Annotated in this window: 18 protein-coding genes; 10 read left to right on the forward strand and 8 right to left on the reverse strand. The window is 44.1% G+C overall.

Annotation, left to right across the window (positions count from 1 at the left end):
- Window positions 1–81: 81 nt before the first annotated feature.
- Both AC6H1S_RS14370 and AC6H1S_RS14375 read left to right on the forward strand, forming a co-directional pair.
- Window positions 82–513: a hypothetical protein gene (locus AC6H1S_RS14370; RefSeq protein WP_497564038.1), complete on the forward strand. Its 432-nt coding sequence runs from the start codon at window positions 82–84 to the stop codon at window positions 511–513.
- A 183-nt stretch (window positions 514–696) separates the two neighbouring features.
- Window positions 697–927: a hypothetical protein gene (locus AC6H1S_RS14375; RefSeq protein ID WP_497564039.1), complete on the forward strand. Its 231-nt coding sequence runs from the start codon at window positions 697–699 to the stop codon at window positions 925–927.
- 19 nt (window positions 928–946) lie between these two features.
- On the opposite strand, the gene AC6H1S_RS14380 is transcribed toward AC6H1S_RS14375, so the two are convergent.
- Entirely contained in the window at window positions 947–2,740 is a 1,794-nt protein-coding gene (locus AC6H1S_RS14380; RefSeq protein WP_497564040.1) for an ABC transporter ATP-binding protein, read from the reverse strand.
- Window positions 2,741–2,850: 110 nt separating this feature from the next.
- Window positions 2,851–3,654, reverse strand: coding sequence for a tRNA pseudouridine(38-40) synthase TruA (truA, locus tag AC6H1S_RS14385; RefSeq protein WP_497564041.1), 804 nt, complete (start codon window positions 3,652–3,654; stop codon window positions 2,851–2,853).
- 106 nt (window positions 3,655–3,760) lie between these two features.
- Between truA and AC6H1S_RS14390 the strand changes: the two genes are divergently transcribed.
- From AC6H1S_RS14390 to AC6H1S_RS14410, 5 genes are all read left to right on the forward strand, one after another.
- Window positions 3,761–4,219, forward strand: a complete 459-nt coding sequence (locus AC6H1S_RS14390; RefSeq protein ID WP_497564042.1) for a DUF4293 domain-containing protein — start codon at window positions 3,761–3,763, stop codon at window positions 4,217–4,219.
- A gap of 9 nt (window positions 4,220–4,228) precedes the next feature.
- Entirely contained in the window at window positions 4,229–4,678 is a 450-nt protein-coding gene (locus tag AC6H1S_RS14395) for a VOC family protein (protein WP_497564043.1), read from the forward strand.
- Between the two features lie 17 nt (window positions 4,679–4,695).
- Window positions 4,696–5,874, forward strand: coding sequence for a hypothetical protein (locus tag AC6H1S_RS14400; RefSeq protein WP_497564044.1), 1,179 nt, complete (start codon window positions 4,696–4,698; stop codon window positions 5,872–5,874).
- A gap of 40 nt (window positions 5,875–5,914) precedes the next feature.
- Window positions 5,915–6,766: a carboxylesterase family protein gene (locus tag AC6H1S_RS14405; protein ID WP_497564045.1), complete on the forward strand. Its 852-nt coding sequence runs from the start codon at window positions 5,915–5,917 to the stop codon at window positions 6,764–6,766.
- A 244-nt stretch (window positions 6,767–7,010) separates the two neighbouring features.
- Window positions 7,011–8,867 carry a DEAD/DEAH box helicase gene (locus tag AC6H1S_RS14410; RefSeq protein WP_497564046.1) on the forward strand — a complete coding sequence of 619 codons (1,857 nt, stop codon included), beginning with the start codon at window positions 7,011–7,013 and terminating at the stop codon, window positions 8,865–8,867.
- Window positions 8,868–8,924: 57 nt separating this feature from the next.
- On the opposite strand, the gene AC6H1S_RS14415 is transcribed toward AC6H1S_RS14410, so the two are convergent.
- Window positions 8,925–9,272 (reverse strand): hypothetical protein, encoded by a 348-nt coding sequence (locus AC6H1S_RS14415; protein WP_199139245.1) that lies wholly within the window; start codon window positions 9,270–9,272, stop codon window positions 8,925–8,927.
- Window positions 9,273–9,408: 136 nt separating this feature from the next.
- On the opposite strand from AC6H1S_RS14415, the gene AC6H1S_RS14420 reads away from it, so the two are divergent.
- Window positions 9,409–10,494: an alkaline phosphatase family protein gene (locus AC6H1S_RS14420; protein WP_497564047.1), complete on the forward strand. Its 1,086-nt coding sequence runs from the start codon at window positions 9,409–9,411 to the stop codon at window positions 10,492–10,494.
- Between the two features lie 231 nt (window positions 10,495–10,725).
- Here the strand turns inward: AC6H1S_RS14420 and AC6H1S_RS14425 are convergent, their stop codons facing one another.
- The 5 genes from AC6H1S_RS14425 to AC6H1S_RS14445 all read right to left on the reverse strand — a co-directional run bounded on the left by AC6H1S_RS14425 (window position 10,726) and on the right by AC6H1S_RS14445 (window position 15,628).
- A complete protein-coding gene (locus AC6H1S_RS14425) occupies window positions 10,726–10,923 on the reverse strand; it encodes a hypothetical protein (protein ID WP_497564048.1) in 198 nt (65 codons plus the stop codon).
- The gene (locus tag AC6H1S_RS14430; RefSeq protein ID WP_497564049.1) at window positions 10,916–11,740 is read right to left on the reverse strand and encodes an alpha/beta fold hydrolase; all 825 of its coding nucleotides are present in this window, start codon (window positions 11,738–11,740) and stop codon (window positions 10,916–10,918) included. Before AC6H1S_RS14430 ends, AC6H1S_RS14425 begins: the two co-directional genes overlap by 8 nt.
- A 3-nt stretch (window positions 11,741–11,743) precedes the next feature.
- A complete protein-coding gene (locus AC6H1S_RS14435) occupies window positions 11,744–12,742 on the reverse strand; it encodes an NAD(P)H-dependent glycerol-3-phosphate dehydrogenase (RefSeq protein WP_497564050.1) in 999 nt (332 codons plus the stop codon).
- Between the two features lie 132 nt (window positions 12,743–12,874).
- Window positions 12,875–14,236 (reverse strand): efflux RND transporter periplasmic adaptor subunit, encoded by a 1,362-nt coding sequence (locus AC6H1S_RS14440; protein ID WP_497564051.1) that lies wholly within the window; start codon window positions 14,234–14,236, stop codon window positions 12,875–12,877.
- Between the two features lie 30 nt (window positions 14,237–14,266).
- Window positions 14,267–15,628: a TolC family protein gene (locus AC6H1S_RS14445; RefSeq protein WP_199138249.1), complete on the reverse strand. Its 1,362-nt coding sequence runs from the start codon at window positions 15,626–15,628 to the stop codon at window positions 14,267–14,269.
- Window positions 15,629–15,711: 83 nt separating this feature from the next.
- Here AC6H1S_RS14445 and AC6H1S_RS14450 point away from each other — a divergent pair, with 83 nt between their 5' ends.
- Both AC6H1S_RS14450 and AC6H1S_RS14455 read left to right on the forward strand, forming a co-directional pair.
- On the forward strand, window positions 15,712–16,392 hold the full coding sequence (locus AC6H1S_RS14450; RefSeq protein WP_497564052.1) for a polysaccharide deacetylase family protein: 681 nt from the start codon (window positions 15,712–15,714) through the stop codon (window positions 16,390–16,392).
- Window positions 16,393–16,771: 379 nt separating this feature from the next.
- Window positions 16,772–19,054 (forward strand): aconitate hydratase, encoded by a 2,283-nt coding sequence (locus tag AC6H1S_RS14455; protein ID WP_497564053.1) that lies wholly within the window; start codon window positions 16,772–16,774, stop codon window positions 19,052–19,054.
- Window positions 19,055–19,161 lie beyond the last annotated feature (107 nt).

The following is a 19,161-nucleotide window of genomic DNA, read 5'->3' on the forward strand; positions in this document are numbered from 1 at the left end:
AAGACAATTTATACGTTATAAGCGCTATAATCCTGTTTTACTGGATTAATGCCTATCTTTACCCATAAGAATGCCATCAAAATGAAAAATTTTTGCCTTTCCCTTTTTTTTATCGCCACCTTACTGTGTGTTTACTCCTGTAAAAAAGAGGTTGTTGAGCCGCAACCCCTGGTGCAAAAGCAGATTTTGGGCAGATGGCCTTTAAGGTATACTATCAAGAACGTAGCTGTAGACAATATCCGGATGTGGCCAGATACCACCAACATTTACAACCCGGTTGATACGCTCGTTTTCAGAACCGATGGCAAGGTGATTACCCGCAGGGCTGGCGTAGCCATAGACAGCACGACCTATAGTATCGATGCCCAAGGAATGCACATTACCTTCGGCACCGGCTCTCCAAAAAAACTAAGCTTTGTACGCTACAAAAGCCTGGGCATTGCCACCGAAACCATTGTTAAAAACGGATCGAGCACCACCACAACCATAATCGAAGACCAGTATTTCAGGTAAGTTCCCAATATCCCTATTTAATTGTCTTTCAATCGATAAGACATCTGTTTTCTTAGTAAAAAAACGCGAACCTTCTTTGAAATCCGAAGTTTCGCGTATCTTAAGGAGAAATTTTATTGCGACAGCCTTATAGGCTACCTCGCCATGACTTTTCAAGCATCCTAGAATTAACCTCAAAACAGCATGATGAACAAAACCAACAAGATGAAATTTGACTATAGCGGAGCTACAGTCCTTTCAAGGAACGAAATGAAAAACATTGTAGGTGGCGTTGGGCCCAACAATCCACGTTGTGGCGAAATTTGCCCTCCGTTTACTTCAAATCCAGAAATCAGGTGCGTAGATGAATGTGGCGATTGTATAAGGGTAGAAGCGAGTATCTATGTCTGCATGGTACCTTTAAACGAAAAATAAGCCTATATATAGTTAACTGCTATTCTTCTTTGGCAATTCCGGCCGAAGAAAACTGCAATTCGTACAAACGCTTGTAGTAGCCGTCTATTTTAAGCAGCTGCTGATGGGTACCTTTTTCCTTGATTTCGCCTTTGTCGAGCACAATAATCAGGTCGGCCTTTTGGATGGTCGACAAGCGATGCGCAATCACGATGGAAGTCCGGCCATGCATCAATTTGTCGATGGCATTTTGAATCAGCATTTCGGTTTCGGTATCAACCGATGAGGTAGCTTCGTCGAGCACAAGTATGGCAGGCTTGTAAACCAGGGCGCGGATAAACGAAAGCAGCTGGGCCTGTCCGGCCGAAAGCGTAGCGCCGCGTTCCATCACATTGTAATGGTAGCCTCCCGGCAAACGTTCGATAAAGTCGTGCGCGCCCACTTTTTTGGCCGCCGCCACTACTTCATCAATAGTAATCGCGGGATTATTAAGGGTAACGTTATTAAAAATCGTGTCCGAAAACAGAAATACATCCTGTAATACCGTAGCAATATGGCTACGCAGGTAACCCAATTCATAATCTTTGATGTTTACGCCATCAACCTTGATGGTACCTTGCTGTATTTCGTAAAAACGGTTAAGAATATTGATGGTAGAAGACTTGCCCGCCCCCGTAGCTCCTACTAAGGCAACGGTTTGCCCCGGCTTTACCTCGAACGAAATATTTTTAAGCACATAGCCATCTTCGGGCACTTCGCCGTCTTGATTATAGCTGAACCACACCTGTTCAAAACTGATTTCTCCCTCCATTTTGGCTGGCGCATAGGTGCCTTTGTTTTCGGTGGTCTCATCGGTATCGAGCACTTTAAAAACGCGTTCGGCCCCTACCATGCCCATTTGCAGGGTATTGAACTTATCGGCAAGCTCCCTGATGGGCCTAAACAGCATGTTGATGAACATGATGAAGGTGGTAATGGTTCCGGGCTTTACACTTAATGGCTTATCTAAAATCATTTTAGCACCATACCAGATCAACAAGCCCAACGAAAGTGCAGAAATAAGCTCTACCACTGGAAAAAAGATAGAATAATACCAGTTAGAACGGATATTGGCATCTCGGTAGCGCGAATTGATTTTTTTAAATTTCTTGTACTCCTGCTCTTCCCGGGCAAAATATTGGATAATGGAAATCCCGCTGATGTGTTCCTGCAAATACGTATTGAGGTTAGACACCTCGGTTCTGATTTCCTGAAAAGCCACTTTAATGGCCTTTTGAAAAATACGGGTTGCGATAATAAGAAAAGGTATAGGCAGCAGCACCACCAGGGTGAGCTCCCAATCCATACTGAGCATCCAGCCGACAATAACCACCACCTGCAACAAATCGCCAACCATGGCAATCAAGCCTTCTGAAAAGATATCAGCAATAGTTTCCAAATCGGAAACGGTACGTGTAATCAGTTGCCCAATAGGCGTTTGGTCGAAATACTTGAGCCTGAGTTTGCTGATGTGGTTGAATACATTGATACGCAGATCTCTGATAGCCGATTGGCCCAGCGTATTGGTTGACAGGGTTTGGCTATACTGCACAAGGGTTTGGAGCACCAACAGGGCAATCATCAAGATCGTCATGCTGACCAGGCCTTGGTAATTGCCTTTTAAAATAAACTGGTCTAAAGTATAACCAATCAGGTAAGGCCTAACCGGCGTAATAACGGCCAAGAGCAAAGTAAGCACTACCGACCACCGGAAAACCGCACGATAAGGCTTTACATACTCAAAAACACGTTTGAGCAGGTTCACATTAATGGCATCTCCAGTTATTTTAGACATAGTTATTTTAATTTTGGATGATTGAATGTCTTAATGAGTGAATGCTTTCCATTACAAATGAATGTTTTTAATTCATAACACATTCTATCATTCTCTAATTCTATCATTCTCTAATTCACAAATGGATACTCGACCTTAACCAAATACAGTCCACAAGCAGGCACCGACTGTCCGGCTTTACTGCGATTTTTGCTGGCCACAATATCGGCTACGCCCTGAGGAGCCAAATCGCCTTTGCCCACCAGCACCAAGGTACCGACAATAGCCCTCACCATGTTTCTTAAAAAACGATCAGCACTGATGTGGAAGACCAAACCGTCTGCCTTTTCTTCAAACCTGGCTTCGGTAATTTTGCAATTATTGGTAAAGGTTTGGGTTTTCGACTTGCTGAAACAAGAAAAATCCGTAAAACCCAACAACAACTGCGCGGCCTGGTTCATCGCATCCACGTTGAGCGAGCCTTTATACAGCCAAGAACGATCTATTTTAAAGGGGTCTTTCTCAAAATGAAGATGGTATTTATAGGAACGCGAAGTGGCATCAAAACGTGCGTGGGCATCCTCATCAACTGCAAAAATCCGTTTCACCGCAATGCTGTAAGGCAAAAGCGAGTTGATTCCGCCAACGGCATTCAGCACCGTTACTTCGGGCAGCTCGACCACATCAAAATGCGCAAAAAACTGCGTGGCATGTACACCTGCATCGGTACGCCCGCAACCCAGGCTAGCTACTTCCTGCCTAAAGAAAATGCCCAATGCCTTATCCAAACATTCCTGAACCGTAATTCCGTTCGGTTGCGTTTGCCAGCCATGATAGTTGGTGCCATCGTAGCTCAATTCGATAAAGTACCTTTTCTTGTTCACTTGCTGCAAAAATACTTTTTTCTGCGCATTAATCCCTTGCGCAGCCTGCATTTGCCATGGCTATTTTCACAAAATCTTTTTTCCGCTAAAGAGCGTCTGTATTTATTGCTTTTAAATGCATTTTTTAGCTAAGTTTGTTAAAATTATCTGGAATTATATGATACAAAGAATACAATCTATTTGGCTGTTGCTGGCCTGCGTAACGATCAGTTGCTTAATTTTTGTTCCTATTGTCAACACTTCCATTGGCAGCGTACAATACCTTTTAACCGCACAGGGAATTTACGAAAAGGTAGGCGAACAAAGCAAACAGATAGAGGCCTCGTTGCCTGTGCTGATCAGCACCATTGCCATCGCGCTACTGGCCCTTTTCAACATCTTCAATTTCCGCAAAAGAGCCTTGCAAAAGAGAATTGCCCTCGTTACCATCGTACTGATTATCGGCCTTTCTTTTTGGTGCAGCCAATATGCAAAAAAAATACCTGGCGGATTGGAAAATGCCAATTATAACGTTGGACTATTTTTGCCAGTCATTGCCATTTTCTTTATCCTGTTGGCCATCCGCGGCATCAATAATGACGAAAAACTGATCAAGTCTGCCGATCGTTTGCGATAGATTTGACCCATGATCAAAGGACTTTACGAAACCCATATCGAGGTCGAAAACCTGGAGCGGTCTATCGATTTCTATAAAAACACACTAGGCTTAACCCAATGCCATTACGAAGAGGCGCGCCGGATTGCCTTTTTCTGGATTGGCGAAGCCCAAAGTGCCATGTTGGGCATCTGGGAAAAACCTGTAGGACAAGTAGCCAAAAGGCATTTCGCCTTCAGGTGCACGCCAGACGACATCCTGCAACATTCAGTCCAGTTCCTGAAAGACAGGAACCTGAAACCCTACAACTTTCTAAAAAACGGCAGCGACGAACCCATGGTTTTTGCCTGGATGCCAGCTATAGCCATTTATTTTAACGACCCCGATGGCAATTCGTTAGAATTTATTGCGATCTTGGAAGGCGAGCCCAAGCCCGAATTGGGCGTTGTTTCCTATGAGGAGTGGCTGGCCCAACAATAACCTTCAAAACCTTTTCCATGAAATCAAGATTTATCGTGTTGCTGGCACTTTTCTTGGCCTTTGGACCATTAATGGCACAGGATAGCCTCATTACGGCCATGGCCAAAAAGAACAGCTATACTTTTGGGCCGAAGCAGACCAGCTTTAACGGCGAAGGCTGGAATAAAATACTGGACGCCGCACAAAAAAGCGCTGCCGTACTTATTGGCGAAGACCACTTTACCAATGAAATCCCCTATTTTACTTCGGCATTGGTTTCGCAGGTCAAATTCGATAATTTCTTTGGCGAAATAGATCCCTATTCGGCTAAAATTCTGCAACAAAAAATCAAGACCCTTGCTGCTCCGGCATTTAAAAGCTACGTGGCCGACTATGGCAATACCTTTTCTTTTTATGCATTTGAACCCGAGTTGGCCTTATTGCAAAAGCTGGTTAAGCAAGGCGTACAGCTGAATGGCACCGATCAGATTTTGTTGGTTGGAGACCGATTGGTTTGCAGCGAATTGAAAAAAACCACTTCAAATAAAAGGGCTAAAGAAATTTATCGCACCATCGAGATCAATTCAAAAAATCATTTCGATGCCTTTTTAAAAGACCAAAGCAAGCCTTTTTATTTGTATATGCCCGATTTCGACAAAAACATGAACGAGCTCACTTCCTTGCCATTAAGCAAGCAAGAAAAGCAAATGATAGAAATGCTCAAACTCACGGCAAAAATCTATAAATCGGGCAGTCACCATTTACGGGTTCAATTGATGAAGAACCAACTGATGGCCACTTACGGCAAATGGTACAATAAAAAAAATCTTTTCAAGTATGGTGCCAACCATGTAGCCAAAGGCGAAAGTTTGCTCGAAATATTCGATACGGGCAACTTGGTTAACAACATTGCCGACAGCCAATTCGGCAAGTCGCTGCACCTCATGATTATTGGCAAAAGCGGCACGCAGGCGTCTCCTTTCAAAGGCTTTCCGGCCGAGGCTATAGACGAAAACAGTGGCACCCTTAAACTGCTTCAGCCCTTTTTTAAAGCAACCGAGGGCGAGCAATGGCATTGTTTTGATATGCATCCTTTGCAAGAAGCGCTCGAAAATGGCAAACTGGGCATCGCCAGCACCAAATTGGCCCGAATAATAAAAGGATATGATTTCCTGATAGTTATACCCAAGGTTTCTGCATCGCAGTTTCCGCAATAAATCTTTTCGCTCCATAACCCTGTATCTTTTAAACTTAGCCATGCATCTCTTCAATATGCCATACAAATTTGTTGTTGTTATCCCGTTTTTATGCCTATCGTTCGCTGTCCGTTTTTCGTTTGCGCAGACCCAAACCTTCAATGCTGTAAAAATCGATAGCCTAACCGCCGCACAGGCCAAAGCCATATTGAACCAACTTCCAACCGGTCAATTTCAGAAGCGAGTTGATCAACAAAAGGCGAAGGCACTGCCCTATCGATTGCTTTTGCCTAAAAATTACAACAAAAACAAGAAATATCCTTTGGTCATCTCTTTCCATAACTCTACACGAATTGGCAACGACAATGAAAAGCAGCTAGAGCCATTGGCGAGGATTTGGCTTAGGGATGAGATTCAGGAAAAATATCCATGCTTTGTTTTAGCGCCACAGTTCAATGCGCGCTCATCAAGCTACGTTCCAAATCAAGGTGGCGTTTTAGAGTCCAAACCTTCTGACGATATCAGACTCGTCTTGAACCTCCTGAAGCAACTTGAGCGGGAGTTCGGCACGATTGATCAAAGCAGGATCTATTTGGTTGGCTATTCGATGGGTGCTTCAACTGCGCAAAACCTGCTGAGTTTGGCTCCTGAAAAGTTTGCGGCCCTGGTTTCAATCGCGGCTGTGCCCGATTTTTCTAACCTTAAGGCCATGAGCCGTAAAGACATCTTATTGATTCACGGCCAAAAAGACAACGAAAACCCTTATCAGGGAAGTGTTGAACTGTTTAACAAACTCAAAGGCAACCAAAAAGCAACATTCATCACCTTTACTGAACTTGACCATAACAACATCCATATCCCCTTCCTCTTATCGGCGCAAATACCCCAATGGCTGTTTGGTAAACATCAATAGTCTTTTTTCTCTTGCCAACAGTTGTGGCTGGCTATGCGGTGCCGGCCGACTGGGTTTATAAAAAAAGAAGGCAACGAATGAAAACCCGTAAAACCTACTGCAACTGGATCAGTTAATAGCATCTACTAACCTACTCAAAGTCAACCCATTTGCCACAGGGGCACTTTCAAAAACTATTTCCCTGAAAATCTGTGAAATACGAAATATTAACCGTACCTTTGCCGCTTAATTAAAAAATGTTATAATGATAAACCCATTTAGTAAATTGGGGATAAGTGATGACGTTGTTAATGCCGTAAAAGAGCTAGGTTTCGAAAATCCTACGCCTATTCAGGAGCAATCCATTCCTGTACTGTTAGAAGGTAGTAACGACTTTGTTGGTTTGGCCCAAACAGGAACAGGAAAAACAGCCGCATTCGGATTGCCGCTGTTAGAATTGATAGACTTTAAGAGCAATAAGCCACAGGCACTCATTTTGTGCCCTACCCGTGAGCTTTGTCTGCAGATTGCAAACGACATCAAGAATTTCTCAAAAAACACGCCTAATGCACACGTAGTTGCCGTTTACGGTGGCGCGAACATTATGCAACAACTACGCGAGATACGCAATGGCGTACAAATCGTAGTGGCCACGCCCGGCCGTATGTTAGACATCATTGGCCGTAAAGCCATCGATTTCTCTAACGTGAAATATGTAGTATTAGATGAAGCCGACGAAATGTTGAACATGGGCTTCCAAGAAGACATCAACGATATCTTGTCTACTACTCCAGACGACAAAAAAACATGGTTATTTTCTGCTACCATGCCTGCAGAAGTTCGCCGTATAGCCAAAAACTATATGGAAAACCCTGTAGAATTGACCATGGGCACCAAAAATACTGGCAACGTTAACATCGACCACGAATATTATGTGGTGCGTGCCAGAGACAAATATGCCGCCTTGAAGCGCATTGTAGATTTTAACCCGGAAATTTTCGCCGTGGTTTTCTGCAAAACCAAAATGGATACGCAGGAAGTGGCAGATCACTTGATCAAAGATGGCTATAACGCTGATTCTTTGCATGGCGACCTTTCGCAGCAACAACGCGACAAGGTGATGCAGCGTTTCCGCGAAAGACACATGCAATTGTTGATTGCTACAGATGTAGCCGCTCGTGGTATCGACGTCAACAACGTTACCCACGTAATCAACTACGCCTTACCTGACGAAATTGAAAGCTACACCCACCGCAGCGGCCGTACCGGTCGTGCAGGCAAAACCGGTGTTTCTATCTGTATCGTCAACTCGAAAGAGATTGGCAAAATCCGTCAGATCGAAAGAATCATTGGCAAGCAGTTTACCAAAGCCGAATTGCCAACAGGTTTCGACGTATGCGAAAAACAATTGTTTGCCTTGGTACACAAGGTGCACAACGTAGAAGTAAACACCGACCAGATCGACCAGTACATTCCACGCATCATGGACGAATTTGCCGAATTGAGCAAAGAAGAAGTGATCAAACGTTTTGCATCGCTAGAATTTAACCGTTTCTTAGAATACTACAAAAACGCGCCAGACTTGAACGCAAGTACCGAAGAGCGTGGCGACAGAGGCGATCGTGGCCCAAGAAACTTCGGCAACAGCGATTACACCCGTTTGTTCATCAACGTAGGTTCGGTTGACGATTTTACCAGGGGCGATTTGTTGGGTTTTGTATGTAACAATGGCAAAATCAGTGGCAAAGCAGTTGGCAAAATCGACTTGAAAGGTGTTTTCTCTTTTATTGAGGTAGAAAACGATTCGGTTGAGTCATTGTTCAACAACTTTAAAGATGTTCAATACAATGGCCGTGAAGTAAGGTTGGAAAAAACTTCGGAAGAAGCCCGTAGCGAAAAACGCAGCTTTGGCGGTGGCAGTGGCCGTCGCGATCGTGGTGGCTATGGTGGTGGCGACAGAAGAGGCGGTTCAGGCCGTCGCGAAGGCGGAAGCTCCAATGGTGGCGGTGGCTTTAGGGATTTCTCTGGCCGCAGCCGTGAAGACAGGGGTGGTTACGGTGCAAACCGTGGCGATCGTCGCGATAGCCGTGGCGATAGAGGCGGAAGCAAACGCAGATCGTAAACCCAAGTCCATAAAAAACAAAAACCCGATCATTCAGTTGACCGGGTTTTTTTATGCTTAATTTTCTTTTGGCCTGTCTTTAATTTGGCTAGCCTTTAAGTAAACCTTTGCACCCTTTTTGTTTACATAATATTTCTTGTTCTTCCCATCGATGTAAACGTTAGAACCATCGGGTGCCATTTTGCCTTTGTAAGTCTCGTCAGCCACCTTAGAAGCGCCTTTAACCGCTACCTCGGCCGTTTTGTTGCCTACACTTTTTGCGCCTTTCTCAACGGCATTACCGGTTTTACTCAACGCTTTGCCTACTTTGGTTTTCTTTTCCTGCTTTTCTTGCGCTACGGCGGTAAAAGTAACCGAAGCAATCATTGCCATGGCTGCTAGGCCAATTAAATACTTTCTTTTCATGATACGTTATTTTAACTAGAAACAAGACAAGGGCGGCTTTGTTTTGAAAATCAGGCGACTTAACCTCCCTGAACCTAAAAATTAATTTAAAATTTATAATAAAAGTTTAATTTTACTAAACAAAACATTTACACATATGAAACTGAAATTAACCTTGCTATTCGCCTGTATGGCACTCGGCGCATTTGCCCAAACTACCAAAACAAAAAACATTGTCTTCATTTCTGTTGATGGCTATCGCTGGCAGGAATTGTTCAACGGTGCAGATTCTTCGCTCATGCAGCTGAAAAAGTATCGTCAACAAGATTCAAGCGCTGTTTTCAAAAAATATTGGGCCAATACTGCTGCCGAAAGAAGAAATTTACTGATGCCGTTTTTTTGGGGCACCTTAGCCAAACAAGGTCAACTTTATGGCAACCGCGCCTTGGGCAACAAGGTAAACGTAAGGAATCCTTATTGGTTCAGCTATCCCGGTCGCAGCGAAACCATAACCGGTTATGCCGATCCGAAAGTAAACAGCAACAGCTATCCGAATAATCCTAATGAGAACATTTTGGAGTTTGTAAACCAGCAAAAAGGCTACCAAGGCAAAGTGGTTACTTTTGCTGGCTGGGCACCGGTGGCCCAAATCGTTAACCGCGACCGGAACAAGATGCCCTTGATCAATCCCTACGAAAAAGTAAGCGGAACCAAACTTACCGAAGCCCAACAGCTAGCCAACGAACTGCAGGATTACCTGCCAACTTATTTTGGAAAGGAAGTACGTTGGGATGCCAATACCTATGCCATTGCCAAAACTTATATTGCCGCCAACCACCCGAAAATGGTGTATATCGATTTTGCAGACCCAGACGATTTTGGACACGCCGGGCAATATGATTTTTACCTCGATTGCGCCAATTACATTGATGCCATGATTGGCAATTTATGGAAAGCCATGCAGGCCGATCCTTTCTACAGAGACAATACCACTTTTGTAATCTGCCCAGACCACGGCCGTGGCACCAATGGCAAATGGGTATCGCATGGCACCTCGGCACCTGGCTCTAACGAAACCTGGCTTGCCGTAATTGGTACAGATACACCAGCTGGCGGAGAAATGAAAAGCGATGGACAAATTTACCAAGATCAAATTGCGCAAACCATGGCCAAATTGCTAGGTCTTACGTTTACCGCCAACCACACTATCGGGCAGTTTATCCCTACCGTGCTTAAGCAATAAGCTAGGCTCCGTCTTTGCGATATGTTTACTAAATTTAGTGGCTTCGCAGGTGTGCGGTGGCTGATCATATTGCTTACGCTGAGTTTGCCTGCTCGATTGATAAAAATCATTGTAGGCTTCTTCCAGGACAGCAGAATCCTGCTGTCCTGTATAATCTATGAGGTAAACATTGGCTTTAGGCTTAAAATCTGCCAAAACTCGAGGAGCACCACTGCCCAAATCACCTGAATGTTAAACTCTTTTCAGTACTCTTCGGCAAAGAAAGTGCATCATTGGGCCATCATTAAAGCTGAAGTGGTTCATCACCAACAAGGTGGCCACTTCGGTTTTGATGGGCGCATCCAGAAAAATGATTTTCGAAAACTTAGACAGCAAGCACTTTTCTACCATCAGCTCATGAACCAATCGGATGGGTTTATCATTAATCATTAAGCTGTTTAGCCAAATACTTGTTCATTTCTGCGTTTACCAATTCATGTCCGTCATCAAAAACATGAATGTTCGGAACGGCAAGCAAAGTACTGAACCGTTCGCCAATTTTGCTCGGGAAAAGCTTGTCTTTTTTGCCAAAATAAAAATGGCAATCGATGTTGTGCGTATTGATTGCTTGGGCAATGCGTTTGCGACTAAACTTGAGCTGTGCGTAATAGGTAATGGTATTGTAACAGGTAAGCCTTGTTTCGGTTGTGCCAAATTCTGCCTTCAATATCCGATGGAGGGCTTCGTCAACGTAATTAAGCCTCAATAGCAGACTTAAGCAAAAGGCAACTATTTTGGGACTGTACACCAATTGGTGAAAAATCCTGTTCACCATAAAATTGGTCCCGCCAAGCCTCAACAGCCTATTGGGTTCTATGCCATCAGGTGCTATCAGATAGGCAGCCGAAATCCGATGTGGCAGGTTGTCGATTAAACAAAGGGCCATCCTAGTACCGAGGCTATAAGATAACAAAGCTACTTTTTCAGTCTGGGGAAATTCGGAATCGATAAACTGATCGATATGGGAGGCAAATTCCTTGGCATTCACCCCTTTTCGGATTTGATGAACCGAATTATCGTTAAGGCACGTTTGACCATGAAAAAACAGATCGAAACTAATGATGCGATATTTTTGGCCGAAAGCTTCTTCAAGCACCTTAAATTGGGTGCCACGCATGCCAAAACCATGAAAGGCCAGCAAGACTTCCTGACCGTTTCCATACTCGTGGTAATACAGACGGCTTGATCCGGTGTTAAAAAAAGGCATACTTTAGTTCAGTTTCTCGGTAAGCAGGCGCATTTCGATATTTGGCGAGTGCTTTTCGTACAAAACCGCATATACTGCCCTGGCAATAGGCATGTCTACCTTGTATTTTTTGTTGATGTGGTGCATGCAACTCGATGCATAATAGCCCTCGGCCACCATATTCATTTCGAGTTGGGCCGATTTTACGGTATAGCCCTTGCCAATCATGTTGCCAAAAGTACGGTTGCGGCTAAACTGCGAGTAGGCCGTTACCAATAAATCGCCCAGATAGGCCGATTCTTTGATATCGCGGTCAATGGGATGCACGGCATCTACAAAATCCTTGATTTCTCGAATGGCATTGGAGATGAGCACGGCCTGAAAATTATCGCCATAACCTACGCCATGGCAAATGCCGCTGGCCACCGCATAAATATTCTTCAAAACCGCCGCATATTCTGTTCCGAAAATATCGTCAGACACATTGGTTTTGATATACCTGGTACCCAACAGCTTGGCAAAATAATCGGCTTGTGCCACATCGGTGCTGGCAATGGTCAAGTACGATAGCTTTTCGAGCGCCACCTCTTCGGCATGGCAAGGCCCACTGATCACTAAAATATCGTTTAACGGCACTTCGAACTTCTGGTGCATAAATTCGCCGATGATGAGGTTTTCATCGGGTACGATTCCCTTGATGGCCGATACGATTTTCTTGCCTTTCAAATCGGCCGGACTTACGCCTTGTAGGCTTTCCTTTAAAAAAGCTGCAGGCACATTGAGCACCAGGTAGTCTGCCTGTTTGATAATGGCATGGATATCGGCCGAAATATTATTGGCCGGCACCTTGATCTCGACAGAACTGAGGTAGTTGGGGTTATGTTTAAACGCCTTGATATGGGCGATGGCTTCTTCATTGCGCATCCACCAGAAAATTTCCTTTTCCGAGAAGTTATCAGACAGCATCTTAATGATAGCTGTTGCCCAGCTTCCGCCACCAATCATTGCAATTTTAGGTATCATAAGCGATTAAAAGTTATCTAACGAACTTAAGCAAAACTGTGCTAAAGACAAAAGGCTTAAAGTAAATGCCTCATGCACTTACTTTAAACCTTATCTTTTTCAAAAATACCTAATTATTGCGAGTTTGGGAACTTACTTTTTTCCGTCGGCGCTAAATAGCTTATCCTTAGTGGTTTTCTCTACCTTCAATCCGTCAGACAACTTGTTTTGAATGGCCGAGTAAGGACCTGAAACAATTTCCTGGTTGGCTTTAAGGCCCGTTTTGACGATGATATACTGATCGTTTTGGATCCCCGTTGTAACCTCGGTCTTTTTAACCGTGCTGGTTTTGCTATCAAAAAGGTATACATATTGTTTTACCTTTTTATCGTTGAGCTTGGCTTTTTGCTTATCTGCGTTCTGGTCGTTGCCACTGGTCATCGGATCTGCCGATTTATCTTTATCGGCAGTAAATACCGCTTGGATTGGAACGGCCAAACCGGTTACCGATTCGCTTTCGATATCAACCGTAGCCGAAAGTCCTGGTCTGAATGGCGAAGGCAAATCTTTGGCACCGCCTTTTACTTGGCTGTACGAATCGGGCAGCAAACGCACTTTAACAGAAAAGTTGGTCACCTGGTCTACCGATGAAGAAGTTGTGGTACCTACACTGGTTGACGAACTGGCGATTTCGGTTACAATACCCCTGAATTTTTTATCGGCAAAGGCATCCACTTCAACAACGGCGCTATCGCCAACGTTAACGCGATTGATGTCGTTTTCGTTTACATCAACGTTAACTTCCATGGTGTTAAGGTTTGAAATACGCATGATTTCGGTACCTGCCATTTGCGAAGTACCCAAGATACGGTCGCCCAACTCGATAGAAAGTTTAGACACAACCCCATCAACCGGCGAATAAATGGTTGTTTTGGCCAAATTGGCACCTGCCTCTTTTACATTGGCGCCCGATTGCTCTAAACCGAATTTGGCACCAGTTACGTTTTCTTTGGCACTAGCCAAATTTGCTTTGGCGCTTAAGTAGGCTGCTTTAGCCGCATCAAACTCAGAGGCTGAGATTACTTTTTTGTTGTACAGCTCAACGTTACGTTTGTAGGTAGCTTCGGCATTGACAAAATTAGCCTGGTTTTGGGCCAAAGCCTGCTCAGAAGCGGCCACGGCTGCTTTTTGGGAGTTGTACGAAGCAACGGCACGCTCGTAGCCAGATTGCAATACGTCTGGCCTTACTTTACAAAGCAACTGGCCTTTTTTAACGACGTCGCCTTCTTTTACCAAAAGTTCGGTTACCTCTCCAGAAACTTCAGAGCTCAATTTAACTTCTACTTCGGGCTGTATTTTGCCACTAGCGGTTACGGTTTCAACAACTTTTTTGTCGCCTGCTTTCTCTACGGTTACCTTTTCGATTTGTTTTCCACCAATAAGGCCGGTCATTTTTGCTACTGCAATGAGTACAATTAATATACCGACGCCAATTAAAATGTGCTTAAGTTTCATAATTATGGATAAGTAATGTTTGTTTTCGGGTTAAAATATAATCTGTTTGCCCAAATAGTAGTCGATCACCTTCGACCTGAACAACAAGTCGTATTTAGCCTGGATCATATCTATTTCGGCTTTGTTTTTATTGGTTAAAGCGGTGCTGTAGTCAAGCGAGTTCACCAAACCTACATTGTAGCGTTGCTCAATGACATAATAGGCATCTTTTTGGGCCTGGAAAGCATTGGTAGTCGATTCGTAACGGCTTTGCGCAGCTTTTAAATCGGCAACCGCCTGATAAATTACCTTATTGAGGTTATTTTTAGTCAATTGTTCCTGCGTTTCGGTCTGCATCAAGTTGATACGGGCTCTTTTTACGCTGTATTTGGCTTGCAGGCCATTAAAGATGGGAATAGACAGGTTTAAGCCTACGCCTTTAGAAATGTTGTTTTTCAGCTGTTCTTTAAAAGTATCGTTTGGCAAGGTCGAATTGTAGTTGTAGAAATAGCTTGTGCCGTAACTGCCACTGAGTGATAAACGCGGATATAAATTGCCTTTGGCTACATCGACGCCGATTTTGGCAGCCGCTGTTCTTTGCTGACCTAATTTAACATCAGGAAAGTTATTCAATGCTTTTTGGTAAATGCCTTCCGCATCGAAATCGGTACCTGGCTGGGTAAAGCTTTCGATGGCAGGTGCCTGTACATCATATTTGGTTGATGAAGGAATATCCATCAGCTGTGCCAAGGTCAGGTACGAAATAGACAAGGTATTGAGTGCACTGGTTACATTTAGCTCTGCCGTTGCCACCTGCGATTTGGCTTGCGACAAATCGGCTAGGGTTTTGTTGCCTACATCCAACAATTGCTGTTGCTGGTTAAGCTGTTGCTTGGCAACCGTGAGTTGGTCTTCGGCAGTTTTTAGGAAATCTTTATTATACAAAATCTGCAGGTAGGCTGTAATAACCTGCAAAATCAAATCGTTCTTTATTTTTTCGGTATTGGTTTTATCGGCATCCAGCAACAATTTGTTCTGTTTGATTTGGTTCAGCTTAGCAAAACCGCTAAACAGGTCTACGCCAGTGCTTACACTTGCGCCCAAGTTGTAGTTTTGGGTATTCAGGTACAAACCCGATGCCACCTGGTTACGTCCCCAACCCATGTTTTGATTAACGCCAGCATTTAAAGTTGGATATAATGCCAATTTAGATTGCTTTAAAGTTACGTCGGATAAGCTCTCGGTAAATTGCGACTGTTTAACCTGAAGGTTGTTCTTTAGGGTATTTTCTACCGCCTGCTTAATCGTAATCACTTCTTGAGAAGCGGCTTTTTGGCCCAGTCCAAGCATAGCGGCGAAGGAGAAAATAAAAGTAAGCTTTGCTAAAGAGCTGTAATTGGCAACTTGTTTCATAAAAATTTGTTTCACAATAATAAATAAACAATTAATCGAATTTTGTAAATTTTTAAGTACAGCCTAAATGTTTACTTTTGGACATGTACCTGGTTAAATCTCCACTCCTACTCAAATGGTATTACCCATCTTTAACATGGAACAAGTCCCGCTCGGAAAAAACTGTTTATTTAACCTTTGACGACGGACCCATACCCAATGTTACAGACTTTGTATTAAATACTTTAAAAAGCTACGGCATAAAGGCCACTTTCTTTTGTATTGGCGACAATATTATAAAACATCCCGCTATTTTTGAGCGTCTTAAAAACGAAGGCCACGCCATAGGAAACCATACCTTTAACCATTTAAAAGGTTGGGAAACCGACGACGAAACCTACATTGACAATTGGCTGCAGTGCCAGCAACTTACCCAGACCTATCTTTTCAGGCCGCCTTACGGCAGGATCAAAAAGAGCCAGATCGGCAAGATACAAGCTTTGGCTAAGAGTTCCCGGTTTACAGTTTCTGGTTCGCAGTCTTCAGCTGGAGAATCTCAAACCACCAGCCGCCAATTGCAAATTGTAATGTGGGATGTGCTGAGTGGCGATTTCGATGTGACGCTAAGCCCGGACAAATGCTATCAAAATGTAATCCGCCATACAAAAAACGGGGCCATCATTGTTTTTCACGACAGTTTAAAAGCCTTTGACCGTTTACAATACGCTTTACCCAAAACTATCCAGTATTTGAGCGATAAAGGTTACCAATTTGGTACGCTGTGAAGCATACAGCCCAGAGCCAAGTTTATGCCAAAGCAAAAACACGTGTTCAACAAACTGAATTACAATAGATTAACCCATAAACACTTTAATCTACTGTTCATAAATGCACAAAAACGTTCGATAATGGACAGTAACTCTATTGAGAACCGCACCATTCGTCATTGACTTTGGAGAAATACGCCAGTAAGGCGCATCAGGCATCGAGATGGCAGTGGCCCAGCCTTCGATTTTCCAACTTCAGCCCTACACCTTCAGCCCCTACATTATTTAGAACATTTCCAAATAATATTAGGAGATACAGATGATATCTTTAAGCCTATTTTTTTTGTAAATTCGCTACCAATTAGACGAATAGATTACCTTTTAACACCAATTATCAATGGCTTTTGATATAGAAATGATTAAAAAGGTGTATGCAAACTTTGGCAGTCGTGTAGAGGCGGCCCGTAAAGTAGTTGGCAGGCCTTTAACACTTTCAGAAAAAATATTATACGCACACCTTTGGGACGGCAATGCCAATACGGCATTTGTTCGCGGTACCGATTATGTAGATTTTGCTCCAGACAGGGTAGCGATGCAGGATGCGACGGCGCAAATGGCGCTTTTGCAGTTTATGCAAGCCGGCAGGCCAAAAGTTGCTGTTCCTTCTACGGTACACTGCGACCACTTGATTACCGCAAAATCGGGTGCCGAGATCGATTTGCCTCACGCAAAAACTGAAAGTGCCGAAGTTTTCGATTTCTTGTCATCAGTATCTAACAAATACGGCATTGGTTTCTGGAAACCAGGTGCTGGGATCATCCACCAAGTGGTTTTAGAAAACTACGCCTTCCCGGGCGGTATGATGATCGGTACCGATAGCCATACGGTAAACGCCGGTGGTTTGGGAATGGTGGCCATTGGTGTTGGCGGTGCCGATGCCTGCGATGTGATGGCCGGATTGCCTTGGGAGCTTAAATTCCCTAAATTGATCGGTGTAAAACTAACCGGCAAATTAAGTGGCTGGACTTCGGCCAAAGATGTGATTTTAAAAGTAGCGGGTATCTTAACCGTAAAAGGTGGTACCGGAGCTATTGTTGAATATTTTGGCGACGGCGCAGAAAACCTGAGCTGTACCGGCAAAGGCACCATTTGTAACATGGGTGCCGAAATTGGCGCTACCACCTCTACCTTTGGCTACGATGCCAGCATGGAGCGTTATTTACGCGCAACCAACCGTGCAGAAGTGGCCGACTTGGCCAATGGCATTGCCTCTTACTTAACCGGCGACCCAGAAGTTTACGCCGATCCGGAGAAATACTTTGATCAATTGATCGAAATCAACCTATCTGAATTGGAGCCTTATTTGAACGGCCCCTTTACACCAGATTTGGCTACCCCTATTTCGCAGATGAAAGAAGTGGCCGCCGCCAATGGCTGGCCAACCAAGGTTGAATGGGGCTTGATCGGTTCTTGCACCAACTCTTCGTACGAAGATTTGTCGCGCGCAGCTTCTATTGCCCAACAGGCAATTGACAAAGGCTTGGCCAAAAAAGCTGAATTTGGGATCAATCCAGGTTCTGAACAAGTACGCTACACTGCTAACCGCGATGGCCTATTGGCTACTTTCGAGAATCTTGACGCCACCATTTTCACCAACGCCTGTGGCCCGTGCATCGGGATGTGGGATCGTGTAGGTGCCGAAAAACAAGAAAAAAACACCATTGTACACTCGTTTAACAGAAACTTTGCTAAACGTGCCGATGGCAACCCGAATACTTTTGCTTTTGTAACCTCGCCAGAAATCGTAGCCGCTTTGGCTATTGCCGGCGACTTGGGCTTCAACCCATTAACCGATACCCTCACCAACGATAAAGGCGAACAAGTAAAACTAGATGAACCTACTGGTTGGGAATTGCCAACCAAAGGCTTCGCAGTTGATGATGCCGGTTATCAGGCACCTGCCGAAGATGGTTCCGGCGTTCAGGTTTTGGTTTCGCCAACTTCGCACCGTTTGCAATTGTTAGATCCTTTTGCGGCTTGGGAAGGTACCGACCTGAAAGGCCTGAAATTGCTGATCAAAGCCAAAGGCAAATGTACAACCGACCATATTTCCATGGCTGGTCCGTGGTTGAAATTTAGAGGCCACTTAGACAACATTTCGAACAATATGTTGATCGGTGCGGTAAACTATTTTAACGACAAAACAGACAGCGTTAAAAACGAATTGACCGGCGAATATGGTCCTGTACCAGCTACCCAACGTGCTTACAAAGCTGCTGGACTGGGCTCGGTAGTGGTAGGCGATGAAAACTATGGCGAAGGTTCGTCACGTGAGCACGCGGCCATGGAGCCACGCCACTTGGGTGTTCGTGCCGTATTGGTAAAATCTTTTGCCCGTATCCACGAAACCAATTTGAAAAAACAAGGTATGTTGGCTTTAACCTTCGCCAATAAAGAAGATTACGATAAAATTAAAGAAGACGATACCTTAGATATTATTGGCTTGACTACGTTTGCGCCTAATGTTCCTTTACAAATGGTATTGCACCATGCAGATGGCACACAAGAAACCATTACGGTTAACCACAGCTATAATGCCCAACAAATTGATTGGTTTAAAGCTGGTGGCGCCTTGAACATTATCCGTAGAGAAGCGGCCGCTAAAGCGGCGCAAGCCTGATACTAAAGGTTGAAGGCGGAAGGTTAAGGGCATAAGCTTGAAAACCTCCATCTGGATAGCTGATATTCATAAAAAATCCCGTTTCGAAATCGAAACGGGATTTTTTT

This window comes from Pedobacter sp. TM02 (genome assembly GCF_059705275.1).

Coding starts and splice junctions, on each gene's coding strand:
- AC6H1S_RS14430 (WP_497564049.1), bottom strand. CDS start 11,740: ATGCCTTTTTTTAACACCGGATCAAGCCGTCTGTATTACCACGAGTAT.
- AC6H1S_RS14375 (WP_497564039.1), top strand. CDS start 697: ATGATGAACAAAACCAACAAGATGAAATTTGACTATAGCGGAGCTACA.
- AC6H1S_RS14450 (WP_497564052.1), top strand. CDS start 15,712: ATGTACCTGGTTAAATCTCCACTCCTACTCAAATGGTATTACCCATCT.
- AC6H1S_RS14440 (WP_497564051.1), bottom strand. CDS start 14,236: ATGAAACTTAAGCACATTTTAATTGGCGTCGGTATATTAATTGTACTC.
- AC6H1S_RS14405 (WP_497564045.1), top strand. CDS start 5,915: ATGCATCTCTTCAATATGCCATACAAATTTGTTGTTGTTATCCCGTTT.
- AC6H1S_RS14415 (WP_199139245.1), bottom strand. CDS start 9,272: ATGAAAAGAAAGTATTTAATTGGCCTAGCAGCCATGGCAATGATTGCT.
- AC6H1S_RS14395 (WP_497564043.1), top strand. CDS start 4,229: ATGATCAAAGGACTTTACGAAACCCATATCGAGGTCGAAAACCTGGAG.
- AC6H1S_RS14380 (WP_497564040.1), bottom strand. CDS start 2,740: ATGTCTAAAATAACTGGAGATGCCATTAATGTGAACCTGCTCAAACGT.
- AC6H1S_RS14410 (WP_497564046.1), top strand. CDS start 7,011: ATGATAAACCCATTTAGTAAATTGGGGATAAGTGATGACGTTGTTAAT.
- truA (WP_497564041.1), bottom strand. CDS start 3,654: ATGCAGGCTGCGCAAGGGATTAATGCGCAGAAAAAAGTATTTTTGCAG.
- AC6H1S_RS14390 (WP_497564042.1), top strand. CDS start 3,761: ATGATACAAAGAATACAATCTATTTGGCTGTTGCTGGCCTGCGTAACG.
- AC6H1S_RS14420 (WP_497564047.1), top strand. CDS start 9,409: ATGAAACTGAAATTAACCTTGCTATTCGCCTGTATGGCACTCGGCGCA.
- AC6H1S_RS14425 (WP_497564048.1), bottom strand. CDS start 10,923: ATGATTAATGATAAACCCATCCGATTGGTTCATGAGCTGATGGTAGAA.
- AC6H1S_RS14445 (WP_199138249.1), bottom strand. CDS start 15,628: ATGAAACAAGTTGCCAATTACAGCTCTTTAGCAAAGCTTACTTTTATT.
- AC6H1S_RS14435 (WP_497564050.1), bottom strand. CDS start 12,742: ATGATACCTAAAATTGCAATGATTGGTGGCGGAAGCTGGGCAACAGCT.
- AC6H1S_RS14370 (WP_497564038.1), top strand. CDS start 82: ATGAAAAATTTTTGCCTTTCCCTTTTTTTTATCGCCACCTTACTGTGT.
- AC6H1S_RS14455 (WP_497564053.1), top strand. CDS start 16,772: ATGGCTTTTGATATAGAAATGATTAAAAAGGTGTATGCAAACTTTGGC.
- AC6H1S_RS14400 (WP_497564044.1), top strand. CDS start 4,696: ATGAAATCAAGATTTATCGTGTTGCTGGCACTTTTCTTGGCCTTTGGA.